Origin of the sequence: Sphingomonas citricola (genome assembly GCF_019429535.1) — a bacterium.
In the GTDB taxonomy this organism is placed as follows: Bacteria; Pseudomonadota; Alphaproteobacteria; order Sphingomonadales; family Sphingomonadaceae; genus Sphingomonas; species Sphingomonas citricola.
Genome location: NZ_JAHXZM010000001.1, coordinates 307964 through 324126 on the forward strand (window position 1 = coordinate 307964; position 16163 = coordinate 324126).

A 16163-nucleotide genomic window follows, 5' to 3' on the forward strand; every position below is an offset into this window, starting at 1 on the left:
CCCCCGCCGCGCCCGCGCCGGCGCGGTCGATGTGCCCGACGCTCACCCCTGGTCGCGGATGACCTCGAGGAAGGCGTCGCCGTAGGCGTCGAGCTTGCGCTGGCCGATGCCGGTGATGCGCCCGAGCGCCCAGGCGTCGCGCGGGCGCGCCTCGGCCATCTCGCGCAGCACCGAATCGTGGAAGATGACGTAGGGGGGCACGCCCTGTTCCTTGGCGAGATCGCGGCGGCGCGCGCGCAGTGCCTCGAACAGCGGATCGTCGGTCGGGTTGGCGGTGCCCGAGCCGGCGCCGCGGCGGCGTTTCGGGCGCGCGGGCGCTTCGAGCAGCGCGACGTCGGCCTCGCCTTTCAGGATCGCACGCGCGCCGGGGCCGAATTCGAGCCCGCCGTGTTCGTTGGTGCGCAGCGCGTCGCGCAGCAGGAGGGCGCGCCCGACGGGTTTGAGGAGCGCGGCGTCGTCGCCGTCGACGATGCCCCAGACCGATAGCTGCTCGTGCCCGTTCATCAGGCTGCGCTCGCTCGACTTCGCGGTCAGCACGCTCTCGATATAGCCCATGCCGAACATCTGGCCGGTGCGGAACACCGCCGAGAGATATTTGCGCGCGACCTCGGTCGCGTCGGTCGAGCGCGGGGGGGAGAGGCAATTGTCGCAATTGCCGCAGGTGGGCGGCGGGTTCTCGCCGAAGTGGCGCAGGAGGATCGCGCGGCGGCAGCCCGCGGTCTCGACCAGCGCGCCGAGGCTGGCGAGGCGCTGACGCTCGCCCGCGTGCCGCTCTGGCTCCATTTCGGCGATGCGTTGCCGCGCGCGCGCGAAATCCTCCGCGCCCCAGAACATATGCGCGACCGACGGGTCGCCGTCTCGGCCCGCGCGGCCGGTTTCCTGGTAATAGGCCTCGATCGACTTGGGCAGTCCGGCGTGCGCGACGAAGCGGACGTCGGGCTTGTCGATGCCCATGCCGAACGCGACGGTCGCGCACATCACCATGTCCTCCGACGCGACGAAATCGCGCTGGTTCTTCGCGCGGATCGCGGGGTCGAGGCCGGCGTGATAGGCGCGCGTCGGGCGGCCGGTGGCGGCGAGCGCGGCGGCCATCTTCTCGGTCGCGGCGCGCGTCTGGACGTAGACGATGCCGGGGCCGCGCGTGTCGCGCACCACGTCGGCGATCTGGCGGGTGAGATTGTCCTTCGGCTGGATCGTGTAGCGGATGTTGGGGCGGTCGAAGCCCGCGACGATCATCCCCTCGGCCGGGATGCCGAGCTGTTCGAGGATGTCGGCGCGGGTGTGCGCGTCGGCGGTCGCGGTGAGCGCGAGGCGCGGCACGTCGGGAAAGCTGTCGAGCAGCGGGCGCAAGAGGCGGTAGTCGGGGCGGAAATCGTGCCCCCACTCGCTGACGCAGTGCGCCTCGTCGATCGCGAACAATGCGAGCGGCGCAGCGGAGAGCAGGTCGCGGAAGCTCGCGTTCGAGGCGCGTTCGGGGGCGACGTAGAGCAGGTCGAGCTGGCCGTCGCGGAACCGCTGCATCGTCTCGGCGCGGTTTTCGTCGACGCTGGTGAGCGTCGCAGCGGTGAGGCCGACGGCTTGCGCGGCGCGCAATTGGTCGTGCATCAGTGCGATCAGCGGCGACACGACGACGCAGGTGCCCGGCAGCATCGCGGCGGGAAGCTGGTAGGTCAGCGACTTGCCCGCGCCCGTCGGCATGACGGCGAGCGTGCGTTGTCCGGCGAGCGTGCGGTCGACCACCTGCCGCTGGACGCCGCGGAAGTCGGGAAAGCCGAAGATGCGCTGTAATTCGGTCCGGGGATCGTTCACCCGGTCCCTATCGGTATTGCGGGTCTTTCGCGCAACAGGCGAGCGGGGCGGGGCGTTGGGCCTCGCGACGAAGCGGGCGTGCGCCCGCGACCAATGGAGCCGACATGAAGAGCGTGATCGACAACAAGGCCGAGCAGGAATTCGAGCTGACCGTGGACGGATATCGCGCGGTCGCGGCGTATCAGCTGGAGGGGGACACGATCGTCTTCACCCATACCGAGGTGCCGGCGGAGATCGAGGGGCGCGGGGTCGCGTCGAAGCTGATCCAGGCGGCGCTCGATTCGGCGCGCGACCGCGGATTGAAGGTGGTGCCGCAATGCCGCTTCGTGCGGGCGTATATGGAGAAGCACCCCGAGACGCGCGACATGCTGGGGTAAGCGCGCGTCCCCCCTCCCGCGGACGGGAGGGGAAACGCGGCGCGGGCGGTTACTTGCCCGTCTTGGCCGGTGCCGCGGGCTTCGCGGAGGGGGCCGCGGGAACCGTGCCGTCGCTGACCGGGACCGCGCCGCCGTCGGCCGCGATGCGCGAACCGTCGGCATTCAGGCCCAGGTCCTTCAGCAGCGGGGCGACCTGCGGGTCGGCACCGTTGAAGGCGCGGAACATCGGCGCGTAATCCATCGTGTGACCCTTCGACAGGATCATGTCGCGGAAACGCTGGCCGTTGGCGCGCGTCATGCCGCCGTTCTGCTCGAACCAGTTGAACGCGTTCGCGCTCAGCATCTTGGTCCAGCTGTAGGCGTAATAGCCCGCCGAGTAGCCGTTGCCCCAGATGTGGAGGAAATAGGGCGAGCGGTAGCGCGGCGGCACGTCGGCGACGTCGAGCCCGGTGGCGGCGAGCGCCTGTTGCTCGAACTGGTCGGCGTTCTGCTTGCCCTGCGCAGCGGTCAGCGAGTGCCAGCTCATGTCCATCTCGGCCGCGGCGAGCGCCTCGCCGAACGAGTACCCTGAGTTGAACGTACCCGCGCGCTTAATCTTGTCGACGAGTGCCTGCGGGATCACCGCGCCGGTCTTGTAATTGACCGCATAGTGCGGGAGCACCTTGGGATCGAGCGCCCAGTGTTCGTTGAACTGCGACGGAAATTCGACGAAGTCGCGCGCGGTGTTGGTGCCCGAGACGCTGGGATAGGTCTGGTTGGCGAACAGGCCGTGCAGCGCGTGGCCGAATTCGTGGAACATCGTCGTCACATCGTCGAAGCTGATCAGCGCGGGCTGGCCCGCCGACGGCTTGGTGAAGTTGGCGACGTTGTAGATGACGGGCTTGGTGCCGTTCAGCCGCGACTGGTTGACGAAGTTCGACATCCACGCGCCGCCGTTCTTGTTGTCGCGCTTCCAATAGTCGAAATACATCAGGCCGACGACTGCGCCATTTTCCTCGGTCACTTCGTAGACCATCACGTCATTCTGATAGACGGGGATGTCGGTGCGACGCTTGAAGTTCAGGCCGTAGAGCTGGTTGGCGGCGTAGAACACGCCGTCGGTCAGCACCTTGTTGATCTCGAAATAGGGCTTCAGCTCGTCCTGGTTGAGGTCGTACTTCGCCTTGCGGACCTGTTCGGAATAGAAGTCCCAGTCCCAGGGCTTGAGCTGAAAATTGCCGCCGGTCGCCTTGATCTGCGCCTGGAGCTCGGCGGCCTCGCGGCGCTGCTCGGCGGCGACCGGGGTTCCGAGCTGCTGCATGAAGCCGAGCGCGGTCTTGGGATTCTTCGCCATCTGGTCCTGGAGGACGTAATCGGCCCAGGTCGGGAAGCCGAGCAGCTTCGCCTTCTGCGCGCGGAGCAACGCGATCTGCGCGATCGTGTCGCGCGTGTCGTTGGCGTCGCCGCGGCTGGCGCGGGTCCAGCTCGCGTTGAACAGCGCCTCGCGCGTCGCGCGGTCCTTCATGGTGGCGAGTTCGGGCTGCTGGGTCGTGTTCTGGAGCGTCAGCACGTACTTGCCCGCCATTCCGCGCGCCTTGGCGGCATCGGCGGCGGCGGCGATCTCCGCGTCGGACAGACCGGCGAGCTTCGCCTTGTCGTCAACGACGAGCGCGCCTGCCTTGGCGGCGGCGAGCAGCTTCTGCTGGAACGCGGTTTCCAGCGTCGAGAGCTGGCTGTTGTACTGGCTGAGCGTCTGCTTGTCAGCCGCCGAGAGCTGCGCGCCGGCGCGGACCATGCCTTCGTAGGTGAGCGTCAGGACCTGCAACTGCTCGGGGTCGAGGCGGAGCGACTGGCGCTGGTCGTAGAGCGTCTTCACGCGCGCGAAGAGCGCGGGGTCGAGGTTGATCGCGTCCTGATGCGCGGCGAACTTCGGCGCGAGATCGGCCTGCGTCTTTTGCAAGGTATCGTCGGTGTTCGCGCCGACGACGCCGTAGAACGCCATGCTGGCGCGTTCGAGCAGGCGGCCTGAGCGCTCCATCGCGGCGATCGTGTTCTCGAACGTCGGGGCCGAGCGGGCGCGGGTGATCGCGTTGATCTCGGCGCGCTGCTGCGCCATCCCGGCAAGCAGCGCGGGCGCGTAGTCGGTGCTCTTGATACGGTCGAACGGCGGCGCCTGGAGCGGCAGGGTGCTGACTGCCGCGAACGGGTTGGACGCGGGCAGCGTGGTGTTCGCGGACGCAGCGGCAGGGGCGGGCGTCGTCTGGGCGATCGCGGTGGTCGACATCAGGGTCATCAGGGCAGTGGCAGCGAGAAGACGCATCGTGGTTCCTCTTGGGGCGTGTATGGTGCGCGTGATGCACCCGGGGGCGGCGGGCTTCAAGGGCGTGCGCGACGTGGCCGGGCGATTAGGGCAAGGCGGCTGACGGCGCGGTGAACGCGGCGGCTCCGCCCGGCGGGGCGCGTTTGGCGGGTGGGCGTCACGCCGCCTCGGCCTCGGCCTCCTCGCGCTCGTTCGCCTGCCGCTCCCACATTTCCGCGTAGAGCCCGCCGCGGCGGAGCAGTTCGGCATGGGTGCCGCGCTCGACGATCTGCCCGGCCTCGAGCACGACGATCTGGTCGGCGTGGACGATCGTGGAGAGGCGGTGCGCGATGACGATGGTGGTGCGCCCGCGCTCGATCGCCTCGAGCGTGTCCATGATCTCCGCCTCGGTGCGGCTGTCGAGCGCGCTGGTCGCCTCGTCGAGGATCAGGACCGGCGGGTTCTTGAGCAGGGTGCGCGCGATCGCGACGCGCTGCTTCTCGCCGCCCGACAGTTTCAGCCCGCGTTCGCCGACGCGCGTCGCGTAACCGTCGGGCTGGCGTTCGATGAAGCCCGCGATCGCCGCGCCCTTCGCCGCACCCTCGATCTCGGCCTCAGTCGCGTCGGCGCGGCCGTAGGCGATGTTGTAGCCGATCGTGTCGTTGAACAGCACGGTGTCCTGCGGCACGATGCCGATCGCGGCGCGCAAGGACGCCTGCGTCACGCCTGCGATATCCTGCCCGTCGATCGTGATGCGCCCGCCGGTCAGGTCGTAGAAACGGTAAATCAGCCGCGCGAGCGTCGACTTGCCGGCACCCGAGGGGCCGACGACCGCGACGGTGCTGCCGGCCGCAACGTCGAGGTCGATTCCCTTCAGGATCGGCATGTCGGCGTCGTAGCCGAAGCGGACGTTCTCGAAGCGGACGTGGCCGCGGGCGACCGACAGCGGTTGCGCGGCGGGGGCGTCGGTGACCTCGGACGGCGTGTCAATCAGGTCGAACATCGCGCCCATGTCGATCACCCCCTGGCGGATCGTGCGATAGACCATGCCGAGGAGGTCGAGCGGGCGGAACAGCTGCGACAGGAGCGTCGAGACGAGCACGACGTTGCCCGCGGTGAAGCGTCCCTGGCTCCAGCCCCAGGCGACGTACGCCATGCCGGCGCCGAGCATCAGGTTGGTGATGAATGCCTGTCCGACGTTCAGCCACGCGAGGCTGTTCTCAGACTTGACCGCGGCATCGGCGTAGGAGCGCATCGCATTGTCGTAGCGGCGTGCCTCGCGCTCCTCCGCGCCGAAATATTTCACCGTCTCGAAGTTCAGGAGCGAGTCGACCGCGTGTGCGACCGCGCCGGTGTCGAGGTCGTTCATCCGTTCGCGCAGGGACGACCGCCAGTCAGTGACCATGCGCGTGAACCAGATATAGACCGCGACCATCACCAGGGTCGCGGCGACGAGCGGCCAGCCGAACTTGACCCAGAAGATGCCGAGCACGAGGCCAAGTTCGAGGATCGTCGGCGCGATGTTGAACAGGAGGAAGTAGAGCATCGTGTCGATGCTCTTGGTCCCGCGCTCGACCACCTTGGTCACCGCACCGGTGCGGCGTTCGAGGTGGAACCGCAGCGATAGCTGGTGGAGGTGGCGGAAGACGCGCGCGGCGAGGCGGCGGGTCGCCTCCTGTCCGACGCGCTCGAACACGGTGTTGCGCAGATTGTCGAACAGCGTCGAGCCGAAACGCGCGGCGGCGTAGCCGAGGATCAGCAGTATGACGAGCGAGACGGGGGTGGTGGCGACTCCCATCCCGTCGATCGCGCCCTGGAGCGCGAAAGGCGCGCCATAGACCTGGACGAGTTTCGACGCGACGACGAGCGCCATCGCGCCCGCGACGCGCAGCTTCATTCCGGGCGCGTCGCCGGGCCAGAGATCGGGGAGGAAGCGGCGGATCGTCGGCAGCAGCGGACGCTCGGTGCCGGTGGTGGTGGGGGCTTGGGGAGGCATTACGCCGCGATGTCGTGCGCGTGGGTGCCGGCGTCAATGCGCGTATCCGAAGCGGGTGATCGATCCGAACCGGCGCAAGCCGCGACGCTTGTCAATAGTACAGATGGAACCGCTCTACTAACCCTGCGTTTTGAACGACGTAGGAAAGGGCGGATCATGGAAGCTGCGTTCTTCGTCATGGCGATCATGGGGTGCGGCGACGCGAACACGGCGTGCACCGAGGCGCGAGTCGATCCCGTCCGCTACAGCACGGTCGCGCAATGCCAGGCGGCGATGCCCGCCGCGCTCGCCCGCAACAACGATCTGTCGTTTCCGGTCATCAGCGCGACCTGCCGCTCGAACGGGCAGCAGTGGGTCAAGGTCGCGGGCAAGGGCTCGCGCGGCTGAGGCGAGGTCAGCGGCTTTTCCAGAATTGCTGTAACTCGCCCTCGCTACGGTCTTTCAATAATCATTCGTTCGGTCATGCGGCCGGATTTGGGATGACGACGACCGGCGGCTGGTGACCCTCGTCGGCCGCGTCGCGGCGCGCCGTCATGAAATAATCGAGCGTGGTCGACTGGCCGAGCGCGAAGCCGGCGGCGGACAGGGTCAGGCCGGTGGTGTCGATGACCGCTAGCCCGGTGTCACCGATCATGGCGGCGAGTTCGTCGGGGGTCAGGAACCTGTCCCAGTCGTGCGTGCCGCGCGGGATGATGCCGGTACGCTCCGCTCCCTCGACCAGCGCGAGGCGGGTGAGCCAGGTGCGGTTGGGCGTCGACATGACGAGCAGCCCGCCGGGCGCGACCGCGTCACCGAGGTCGCGGACGAACGCGGCGGGGTCGGACACGTGCTCGACCACCTCCATCGAGGTGACGAGATCGAAGCGCTCGCCCGCCGCTGCCTCGACCCCGCCGACGCGGTAGTCGATTGTCAGGCCGCGACGCGCGGCGTGGTCGCGCGCGACCGAGATGCTCTCCCCCGCGGCGTCGATCGCGGTGACGTGCGCGCCCAGACGCGCGAGCGGTTCGGCGAGCAGCCCGGCGCCGCAGCCGACGTCGAGCACGCGGCGCCCGCGCAATGGCTGAAAGCTCTGGTCATCGAGATCCCAGTGGCTGTCGACGCGCTGGCGGATGTATCTCAACCGCACCGGGTTCAGGCGATGGAGCATCGCCGACGACCCCTTCGGATCCCACCATTCAGCCGCCATGCGCCCGAAATGCGCCGCCTCGCGGTCGATCACCGATGCGTGGACGGGTGCGGAGGTCGTCGCGGTTGTTACGGTTGCGGTCGTCATGGGGCGACCCTATCAGGACCGCCCTCTTACCCCAAGGCGTTTGGACCAGCGGCATGGCGCGCATCGTGATGAAGTTCGGCGGCACCTCGATGGCAGGCATCGAGCGCATCCGTTCGGTCGCACGCCGCGTCAAACGCGAGGTCGAGGCGGGCAACGAGGTGGCGGTGGTCGTCTCCGCGATGGCGGGCGAGACCGATCGGCTGGTGGGGTTCTGCCGCGAGGCGTCGCCGCTCTACGATCCGCGCGAATATGACGTGGTGGTCGCCTCGGGCGAGCAGGTGACGAGCGGGCTGCTCGCGATCGCGCTGCAGGCGATCGGGGTCAGTGCGCGGTCGTGGCTGGGGTGGCAATTGCCGATCCACACCGACCAGGCGTTCGCCAAGGCGCGGATCGGCGAAATCGATACCGAGGCGCTGAACGCGAGCCTGTCGGCGGGCGAGGTCGCGGTGATCCCGGGGTTCCAGGGCGTGAGCGAAGAGGGTCGGATCACAACGCTGGGGCGTGGTGGGTCGGACACGTCGGCAGTCGCGGTCGCGGCGGCAATGAAGGCGGACCGCTGCGACATCTACACCGACGTCGACGGCGTCTATACGACCGACCCCAGGATCGTGCCGCGCGCGCGCAAGCTCAGGCAGGTGACGTACGAGGAGATGCTCGAGCTCGCCTCGGTCGGCGCGAAGGTGTTGCAGACGCGCTCGGTCGGGCTCGCGATGAAGGAACAGGTGCGCGTCCAGGTGCTGTCGTCGCTGACCGGCGAGGATGCACCCGCGGCGGATACATTGCCCGGCACGATGATCGTGGGCGAAGAGGAGATCGAAGACGTGGAACGCCAGCTCATCACCGGCATCGCACACGACAAGAACGAGGCCAAGATCACGTTGACGGGCGTGCCCGACAAGCCGGGGTCGGTCGCGGCGATCTTCGCGCCGCTGTCGGCGGCGAGCATCAACGTCGACATGATCATCCAGAACATCGCGCACAGGAGCAGCGGGTCGGCGAGCGCGACCGACGTCACTTTTACCGTGCCGTCGGCCGACCTGCCGCGTTCGATCGAGGCGCTCAACCAGGCGCGCGCCGAGATCGGGTTCGGCGAGTTGATCCACGACACGCGCGTCGCGAAGATCAGCGTCGTTGGCGTCGGGATGCGCAGCCACGCCGGCGTCGCGTCCACGATGTTCGAGACGCTGGGCGCGCGCGGGATCAACATCCTCGCGATCTCGACCAGCGAGATCAAGGTCAGCGTGCTGATCCACGAGGACGAGACCGAGCTGGCGGTGCGCGTGCTGCACACCGCCTACGGGCTGGACGCGGAGGCGGCGTAGGGGCGGGGCGGTCGCCGATCGATCAACCCCGGCCGTTGCACCCGACGTAAAGAAACGCGCCGGTCGAGGGGCGGTAGCGGACGTTGATCTGCGTGCAGCCACCGTCGCTGACATAAGGCATGTCGTCGACGCGACGGTAGCGTCGTCGCTCGCCGGGTTTCGCCGCGCGCGCGGCCGCCTGCACCGCTTCGCGGTTCGATCGCGCGACGTCGGCGGGATCGCATGGGCGCGAGCCGAAGTCGGCGGTCATCTCCTCGCACTCGTCCGGCCGCACGACGTGGATCGGCTCGGGCACGATATAGATCGCAGTGACGGTATCGGGCGCGCTCATCGCGTAATGCCGCGCGTAGGTGACGAGCGGCTTCGCGCCGTGCGGAAGCGTGATGCGATGCTCGATCCGGTCGATCACCGGCCACGTCGGCAGCGCCGATGGCACGGCGGCGGCGACGAACAGCGCGAGCACGCTCACTCCCCGATGACGTGGAGCGCGACGCGGCGGCGGTGGGGCGCGGTGCGGTGTTCGAACAGGTAGATGCCCTGCCACGTGCCGAGCACGGGCGCGCCGCGGGCGATCGGAATTGAGAGCGACACGTCGGTCAGCGCGGTACGCAGGTGCGCGGGCATGTCGTCGGGGCCTTCGTCGTCGTGTTCGTAGTCGCGCGCCTCGGGCGCCACTCGCGCGAAATAGCGCTGGATGTCGCGGCGGACTGCGGGGGCGGCGTTCTCGTTGATGAGGAGCGAGGCGGAGGTGTGGCGGCAGAACACCGTCAGCAAGCCGGTCTCGATCGCCTGCTCGTCCAGCCAGCGCATTACTTCGCCGGTGATCTCGACCAGCCCTTGTCCGCGGGTGTTGACGGTGACTTCGCCCGATGCCTGCTTCATGCTTTCTCCGTGCGCCCAGTCGGGCTAGAGCCGTTCGATGAACGAAACGAATACCGTCGGCGTCGATCGCCTGTCCCGCCGCATGGAACGCGGGTGCGCCTTTCTCGGGTCCAAGGTCGCGATCATGGCGGGCGCGATGTCGTGGGTGTCGGAGCGCAACCTGGTCGCCGCGATGTCGAACGCGGGCGGGTTCGGCGTGATCGCGTGCGGCGCGATGACGCCCGCGCTGCTCGACGCTGAGATTGCGGCCACGCAGGCGCTGACCGAGCGGCCGTTCGGCGTCAACCTGATCACGATGCACCCGCAACTGGAGGAGCTGATCGCGGTCTGTGCCCGCCACGGCGTCGGGCACGTCGTGCTGGCGGGCGGACTGCCGCCCAAGGGATCGCTCGAGGCGATCAAGGCTTCGGGGGCCAAGGTCATCTGTTTCGCGCCGACGCTCGCGCTCGCGAAGAAGCTGATCCGCAGCGGCGTCGACGCGCTGGTGATCGAGGGCATGGAAGCGGGCGGGCATATCGGCCCGGTCTCCACCAGCGTGCTCGCGCAGGAGATGCTGCCCGAGATCGCGGACAAGGTGCCCGTCTTCGTGGCGGGCGGGATCGGGCGCGGCGAGGCGATCGCGGGCTATCTCGACATGGGGGCGGCGGGGGTGCAGCTCGGCACGCGCTTCGTCTGCGCGACCGAGTGCGTCGCGCATCCGAATTTCAAGCGCGCCTTCATTCGTGCGTCGGCAAGGGATGCGGTGGCGAGCGTGCAGATCGATCCGCGGTTGCCCGTCATCCCGGTGCGCGCGTTGAAGAATGCGGGGGGCGAGCTGTTCACCGCCAAGCAGCGCGAGGTCGCGCAGCGGCTGGACGAGAACGCGGTCGCGATGGCCGAGGCGCAGCTCGAGATCGAGCATTACTGGGCGGGTGCGTTGCGCCGCGCGGTGATCGACGGCGACGTCGAGCACGGCAGCGTGATGGCGGGCCAGTCGGTCGGGATGGTGACCCGCGAGGAGCCGATCGCCGACATCATCGCGCAGTTGATGACCGAGGCGGCCGACGCGCTGCGCGCGCGCGCGGCGTGAACCCGACGGCGCGGCGCGCACGTTTCGCCGCATGATTACCGCGCGTTAACCATTGCGGGTGTAGGCCACGATTCTAGCCGGGGGGCCGGAAGGATTCGTGATGCGTAGGTTGCCGCTCCATCAACTCGCCGTCGTCGGCGTCGTCGCGCTGCTCGGCGGATGCGCGAAGGTCGCCGCACCGCCGCCGGTGGTCGCGACGCTGCCGCCGCCACCGGTCGTGCAGGCGCCGATGCCCAAGGGCGGGCGGCCCGGCATGATCATCCCGGTGCGGATGGCGGACGGCAGCTATGCGACGCCCAATCGCGCGCTGAGCGAGGCCGCGACGATGTGGCACCTGCGCACCGCGCTGAACGTCGCCGCGCTCGCGTGCCGCGACGGCGACGAAGCGCAAACGACGGCGGCGTACAATACGATGCTGACCGCGCGCAAAGCGGTGCTGGCGAAGGCCGAGACGAGCCTGTCGGCCGAATTCAAGGCGCGCGGCGGCGACTGGCGCGACAGTTACGACGACGCGATGACGCGGCTCTACAATTACTGGTCGCAGGATTTCGCGCGCGCAGGCTTCTGCGCCGCGGCGAAACAGGCGCTGGCGGCGGCACCCGCGGTGCCCGAGGCGGAATTCGCGCAATTCGCGGCGACGCAGCTCGTCGCGCTCGACCAGCCGTTCAACGATTTCTTCCGCGCCTATGATGCGTGGCGGACGCAGGCGGCGCTGGTGCCGGTGCAGCCGCGACCGCTCGCCGCACCCGTGGTGGCGACCGTCGCGACCGTCCAGCCGGTGCCGGGGGCCGCGCCGCGCGCGTCGGTGGTGACGCAGGCGGTGCCCGCGGCGGCGACCGCGACGCCGCTGGTGGCGAAGGACCTGCCGCGGATCAACGTGGACGCGTCCGCGCTGAACTGAAGCCGCGCCTCGGCCGACGCGCGCGGGGTTCCGTTGCGCGCCGGTCTTGGTTAAAGCCCGCCGCATGTCGAGTGGCGGACCAATGCCCGCGAGTGGAGGCTTCGAGGGCAGGGTGCACCTGTTCCCGCTGCGCGTGTATTTCGAGGACACCGACCTGTCGGGCGTCGTCTACCACGCCAATTACCTGCGTTACATGGAGCGCGCGCGGTCAGACATGCTGCGCGTCGCCGGGATCGACCAGCGCGCGCATTTCGAGGGCGACGGCGGCGCCTACGCGATCCACGACCTGCAGATCCGCTACGCCGCGCCGGCGCGGCTCGACGACGCGTTGGTGGTGCAGTCCACCGTCGAGGCAGTGACGCCCGCACGCGTCGTCATTCATCAGACAGTCAGGCGCGACGCGCTCTTGTTGACGCGCGGCGTCGTCACCGCGGCGCTGGTCGGACCCGACGGGCGACCGCGGCGGCAACCGGCGGCGTGGCTCGACCTGTACCGCGCGCTGTTGCCATTCAACGACCTTGATACTGGGGAGCCTGTCACTTGAACCCGATCGTGAACACCGACGCGGCGACGCTGTCGCCGATCGCCTTGTTCCTTCAGGCCGACTGGGTGGTGAAGGGCGTGATGCTGGGGCTGCTGCTCGCCAGCATCTGGACCTGGGCGATCATTGTCATGTTCTGGCTGAAGGTCGGGCGGACGCGCAAGGCGACCGAGACGTTCGAGCGCGATTTCTGGAAGGCGGAGGATATCGACGCCTTCTACAAGTCGAAGGGCAATGCCGACCTGCCGTCGGCGCGCGTGCTGGCGGCGGGTGTCGCGGAGTGGCGGCGATCGACGCAGGGGCAGGTGATCGACCGCGAGGGCACGCGCGACCGGCTGGCGACGACGATGGGCGCGGCGGTCGCGAAGGAGATCGACGAACTGTCCGACCGGCTGAACGTGCTGGCGACGGTCGGGTCGGTGGCGCCCTTCGTCGGGCTGTTCGGCACGGTGTGGGGCATCATGCGCAGCTTCACCTCGATCGCGAGCCAGCAGAACACCAGCCTGGCGGTGGTGGCACCGGGCATCGCCGAGGCGTTGTTCGCGACGGCGATCGGACTGTTCGCCGCGATCCCGGCGGTGATCGCGTACAACCGGTTCAGCCACGGCATCAACCGGATCGAGGCGCGGCTGAACCGCTTCGCCGACGGGTTCCACGCGACCCTGTCGCGCCAGCTAGACCGCGAGCGCTGAGGCAGCGCGATGGCAATGCATCTTCCTTCCGGGCGGAGCCGCGGGCGGCGCGCGCCGATGGCGGACATCAACGTGACCCCGTTGGTCGACGTGATGCTGGTGCTGCTGATCATCTTCATGGTGACCGCGCCGCTGTTGACCGCGGGCGTGCCGGTGAACCTGCCCGACAGCCGGGCGAAGCCGCTCGACCAGGAAAAGCAACCGACCGAAATCTCGCTCGACGCCGCGGGCCGCATCTTCATCGCCAAGGAGGAGATGTCGTTCGACACGCTGTCGGCGCGGCTTGATGCGATCGCGGCGGCGGCGCGCGGGTCCGAGCCGCCGCAGGTGTACCTGCGCGCCGACCGCAAGCTCGATTACGGGCAGGTCATGCGCGTGATGGGTGAGCTGAACCGCGCTGGCTTGAACCGCGTCGCGCTGGTGACGGTCGGGGAGGATTGATGGACCGCACCGAGAAGGTCGGTCTTGGCGTCGCCGTCGCAGGACACGTCCTGCTGTTCGGCGCGATGTCGCTCGGCTTTCTCGACACGCCCAATCCGGTCAAGTTGAAGCAGACGCCGGTCGAGGTGAGCCTGGTGCCCGAGGTCGCGCTGGAGGCGGCGGCGCCTGCGAGCAGCGAGGCGCCGTCCGAGCGTGTGTCGCCCGAGGAAGGCGAGCCCGAGGACGCGGCGCCGCCCGCCGCCGAGCCGGAGCCCGCGCCGGCACCTGCTCCCGCCCCCGCGCCGGCACCACCGCCCAAACCGGCGCCGAAGCCCGAGCCCAAACCCGAGCCGCGCCCGGAGCCGAAGCCTGCGCCCGCCAAGCCGGCGCCGAAACCCGCGCCGCCGAAGCCTGCGCCGCAGCCCAAACCGAAGCCGGTCCCCGCGCCCAAGCCGCAGCCGAAGCCCAAGCCCGCGGTGCGCGAGGCCGAGCAGAAGGCCCCGGCCAAGCCGGTGGCGAAGCCTGCTCCGGCGAAGCCCGCGGCCAAGCCGGCGCAGAAGTCCGCCGCGCAGGCGGGCAGCGGCAAGTCGAGCGCGACCAAGCCGAGCACGTCGAGCAGCAATGCGAAGTCGTCGGGCAAACCCGCCGCCAAGCCGGCGGCGAAGCAGGGCAGCGGCGCGACCGAGACGGCGAAGGCGGATCGGCCACGCGGCGGGCGGCTAGGTGCCGATTTCCTGAAGGGGCTGTCGGCGGAGCCGAGCAAGGCGAAGAGCAGCGATGCCGCGCCCTCGGCCGCGCGCGTCGACGGCGCCGCGCTCGCCGCGATCCAGCAGGCGATCGCGCGGCAGATCCAGCCGTGCGCCGATCGCCAGGTCGATCCCGGCCCCGGCGCGAACCAGATCGTGACGACGCTGAACTTGCGCCTCAACCGCGACGGTACGCTGTCGGCGACGCCCACGGTCGTGCGCCAGCGCGGCGTCGACGACGACAATCAGCGTTACGCACGCCGCGTCGTCGATCTGGGGATCGCGGCGTTCAAGGGATGTTCGCCGCTCAAACTGCCGGCCGAATATTACGCCACCGCCAACGGGGGGTGGAGCAACATCAACTACAATTGGAAATTGCGGTGAAGATCAGCGCACTTCTCATCGGCGTGTCGATGCTCGCCGGGCCTGCTCTGGCGCAGGACGTCCCCGCGGTGACGCTCACCCCGCCGGCGCAGGCGCCCGCTGGGGCGCAGCCCGCGCAAGCCGCCGCACCCGCGCAGGCAGGGCCGGGGCAGACGCCGCCGCCGCTCGAAGTCGACGTGACGGGCGGCATTTCCGCACCGATGCCGATCGCGATCCCCGCGATGCCGACGCCCGCGGTCACGAGCACGCCTGCGGGTTCGACCGACGCGCTCGGGCGGCAATTGTCCGACATCATCGCCAACGACCTGCGCGGATCGGGGTTGTTCACGCCGATCCCGCCCGCGCAGTTGCGCACGGTGATGTTCCCCGAGGTGACCGCGCCCGCGTACGATTACTGGGGCGGGACGGGCGCGCAGGCGCTGGTGCAGGGCTATATCCGCGCCAATAGCGACGGGTCGCTGACGGTCGGCTGTTACCTGTACGACGTCACCGCGCGCGCCGAGCTGGTGCGGCAGGGCTTCGTCGTGCCGCCGTCGCAGTGGCGGCGCGCGGCGCACAAATGCGCCGACGCGATCTACGCGAGACTGACGGGCGAGGGGCCGTATTTCGACAGCCGCGTCGTCTACGTCTCCGAGACGGGGCCGAAGGGCAACCGCGTCAAGCGGCTGGCGATCATGGATCAGGACGGCGCGAACCACCGCTTCCTGACCGCGGGATCGTCGATCGTGCTGACGCCGCGCTTCGCGCCAAACCAGCAGTCGATCGTTTACATGAGCTACGTCGGCAAGAACCCGGCGATCTACGTCTACGACATCGGCACGGGCAAGCAGCGGCTGGTGGTGCAGAATGCGGCGACGACGTTCGCGCCGCGTTTCTCGCCCGATGGCCGCTGGATCCTGTTCTCTCGCGCGGAGGGCGGCAACACCGACATCTACCGCGTGTCGAGCGCGGGCGGCGGCACCCCGCAGAAGCTGACCAACTCGCCCGGGATTGACACCGGCGGCAGTTACTCGCCCGACGGCTCCAGGATCGTGTTCGAGAGCGACCGGTCGGGCGGGCAGCAGATTTACGTGATGAACGCCGACGGGTCGAACCAGCAGCGGATCAGCTTCGGCGGCGGGCGCTATGCGACGCCGGTGTGGAGCCCGCGCGGCGACCTGATCGCGTTCACCAAACTATCGGGCGCGTTCCGCATCGGCGTGATGGGCCCCAACGGATCGGGTGAGAAGCTGCTGACCGACGGCAATCAGGACGAAGGGCCGAGCTGGTCGCCGAACGGCCGCGTCATCACCTTTTTCCGCACCGGGCGCGGCAGCGGCGGCAAGGCGGATCTGTGGTCGGTCGATCTGACGGGGGTCAATGCGCGCCGCATCCCCACCCCGCTCGACGGGTCCGATCCGGCGTGGGGACCGCTCCAGCCGTAAGCGCTTTGTTCAATCGGTACCGCGCGTTACCTTGGGGGCATCTGCCTAT

The 16163-nt window shown here is 69.2% G+C and carries 16 protein-coding genes; 10 read left to right on the forward strand and 6 right to left on the reverse strand.

The annotated features are described in order from the left end of the window. Positions 1 to 42: 42 nt before the first annotated feature. On the reverse strand, positions 43 to 1809 hold the full coding sequence (gene recQ, locus KZ810_RS01465) for a DNA helicase RecQ (protein ID WP_219767229.1): 1767 nt from the start codon (positions 1807 to 1809) through the stop codon (positions 43 to 45). A 104-nt stretch (positions 1810 to 1913) separates the two neighbouring features. Between recQ and KZ810_RS01470 the strand changes: the two genes are divergently transcribed. After that, positions 1914 to 2186 carry a GNAT family N-acetyltransferase gene (locus KZ810_RS01470; RefSeq protein ID WP_219767230.1) on the forward strand — a complete coding sequence of 91 codons (273 nt, stop codon included), beginning with the start codon at positions 1914 to 1916 and terminating at the stop codon, positions 2184 to 2186. A gap of 49 nt (positions 2187 to 2235) precedes the next feature. Here KZ810_RS01470 and KZ810_RS01475 read toward each other — a convergent pair whose 3' ends face one another. Next, positions 2236 to 4485, reverse strand: coding sequence for a M3 family metallopeptidase (locus KZ810_RS01475; RefSeq protein WP_219767231.1), 2250 nt, complete (start codon positions 4483 to 4485; stop codon positions 2236 to 2238). A 157-nt stretch (positions 4486 to 4642) separates the two neighbouring features. Continuing rightward, complete coding sequence (locus tag KZ810_RS01480; RefSeq protein ID WP_219767232.1) at positions 4643 to 6460, reverse strand: ABCB family ABC transporter ATP-binding protein/permease; 1818 nt, start codon at positions 6458 to 6460, stop codon at positions 4643 to 4645. 156 nt (positions 6461 to 6616) lie between these two features. Between KZ810_RS01480 and KZ810_RS01485 the strand changes: the two genes are divergently transcribed. Further along, complete coding sequence (locus tag KZ810_RS01485) at positions 6617 to 6847, forward strand: hypothetical protein (RefSeq protein WP_219767233.1); 231 nt, start codon at positions 6617 to 6619, stop codon at positions 6845 to 6847. Positions 6848 to 6920: 73 nt separating this feature from the next. Here the strand turns inward: KZ810_RS01485 and ubiG are convergent, their stop codons facing one another. Then, entirely contained in the window at positions 6921 to 7733 is an 813-nt protein-coding gene (gene ubiG, locus KZ810_RS01490) for a bifunctional 2-polyprenyl-6-hydroxyphenol methylase/3-demethylubiquinol 3-O-methyltransferase UbiG (RefSeq protein ID WP_219767234.1), read from the reverse strand. Positions 7734 to 7786: 53 nt separating this feature from the next. On the opposite strand from ubiG, the gene KZ810_RS01495 reads away from it, so the two are divergent. Then, complete coding sequence (locus KZ810_RS01495) at positions 7787 to 9055, forward strand: aspartate kinase (RefSeq protein ID WP_219767235.1); 1269 nt, start codon at positions 7787 to 7789, stop codon at positions 9053 to 9055. Between the two features lie 22 nt (positions 9056 to 9077). Here KZ810_RS01495 and KZ810_RS01500 read toward each other — a convergent pair whose 3' ends face one another. Both KZ810_RS01500 and KZ810_RS01505 read right to left on the reverse strand, forming a co-directional pair. Continuing rightward, positions 9078 to 9518: a hypothetical protein gene (locus tag KZ810_RS01500; protein ID WP_219767236.1), complete on the reverse strand. Its 441-nt coding sequence runs from the start codon at positions 9516 to 9518 to the stop codon at positions 9078 to 9080. 2 nt (positions 9519 to 9520) lie between these two features. Further along, a complete protein-coding gene (locus KZ810_RS01505) occupies positions 9521 to 9937 on the reverse strand; it encodes a secondary thiamine-phosphate synthase enzyme YjbQ (RefSeq protein ID WP_219767237.1) in 417 nt (138 codons plus the stop codon). A 37-nt stretch (positions 9938 to 9974) separates the two neighbouring features. On the opposite strand from KZ810_RS01505, the gene KZ810_RS01510 reads away from it, so the two are divergent. The 7 genes from KZ810_RS01510 (at position 9975) to tolB (ending at position 16114) form a co-directional block, all read left to right on the forward strand. Then, positions 9975 to 11006 carry an NAD(P)H-dependent flavin oxidoreductase gene (locus tag KZ810_RS01510; RefSeq protein WP_219767238.1) on the forward strand — a complete coding sequence of 344 codons (1032 nt, stop codon included), beginning with the start codon at positions 9975 to 9977 and terminating at the stop codon, positions 11004 to 11006. Between the two features lie 100 nt (positions 11007 to 11106). Beyond that, entirely contained in the window at positions 11107 to 11907 is an 801-nt protein-coding gene (locus tag KZ810_RS01515) for a hypothetical protein (protein ID WP_219767239.1), read from the forward strand. A 64-nt stretch (positions 11908 to 11971) separates the two neighbouring features. Next, positions 11972 to 12451, forward strand: a complete 480-nt coding sequence (locus tag KZ810_RS01520) for a YbgC/FadM family acyl-CoA thioesterase (RefSeq protein WP_373369125.1) — start codon at positions 11972 to 11974, stop codon at positions 12449 to 12451. Beyond that, on the forward strand, positions 12448 to 13140 hold the full coding sequence (gene tolQ / locus KZ810_RS01525; RefSeq protein WP_174191931.1) for a protein TolQ: 693 nt from the start codon (positions 12448 to 12450) through the stop codon (positions 13138 to 13140). The genes KZ810_RS01520 and tolQ overlap by 4 nt, the downstream gene beginning before the upstream one ends. Before the next feature lie 9 nt (positions 13141 to 13149). Beyond that, positions 13150 to 13581, forward strand: coding sequence for a protein TolR (tolR, locus tag KZ810_RS01530; RefSeq protein WP_219767241.1), 432 nt, complete (start codon positions 13150 to 13152; stop codon positions 13579 to 13581). Further along, entirely contained in the window at positions 13581 to 14690 is a 1110-nt protein-coding gene (gene tolA, locus KZ810_RS01535; protein WP_219767242.1) for a cell envelope integrity protein TolA, read from the forward strand. Before tolR ends, tolA begins: the two co-directional genes overlap by 1 nt. Next, positions 14687 to 16114 (forward strand): Tol-Pal system beta propeller repeat protein TolB, encoded by a 1428-nt coding sequence (gene tolB / locus KZ810_RS01540; RefSeq protein WP_308461460.1) that lies wholly within the window; start codon positions 14687 to 14689, stop codon positions 16112 to 16114. The genes tolA and tolB overlap by 4 nt, the downstream gene beginning before the upstream one ends. Positions 16115 to 16163 lie beyond the last annotated feature (49 nt).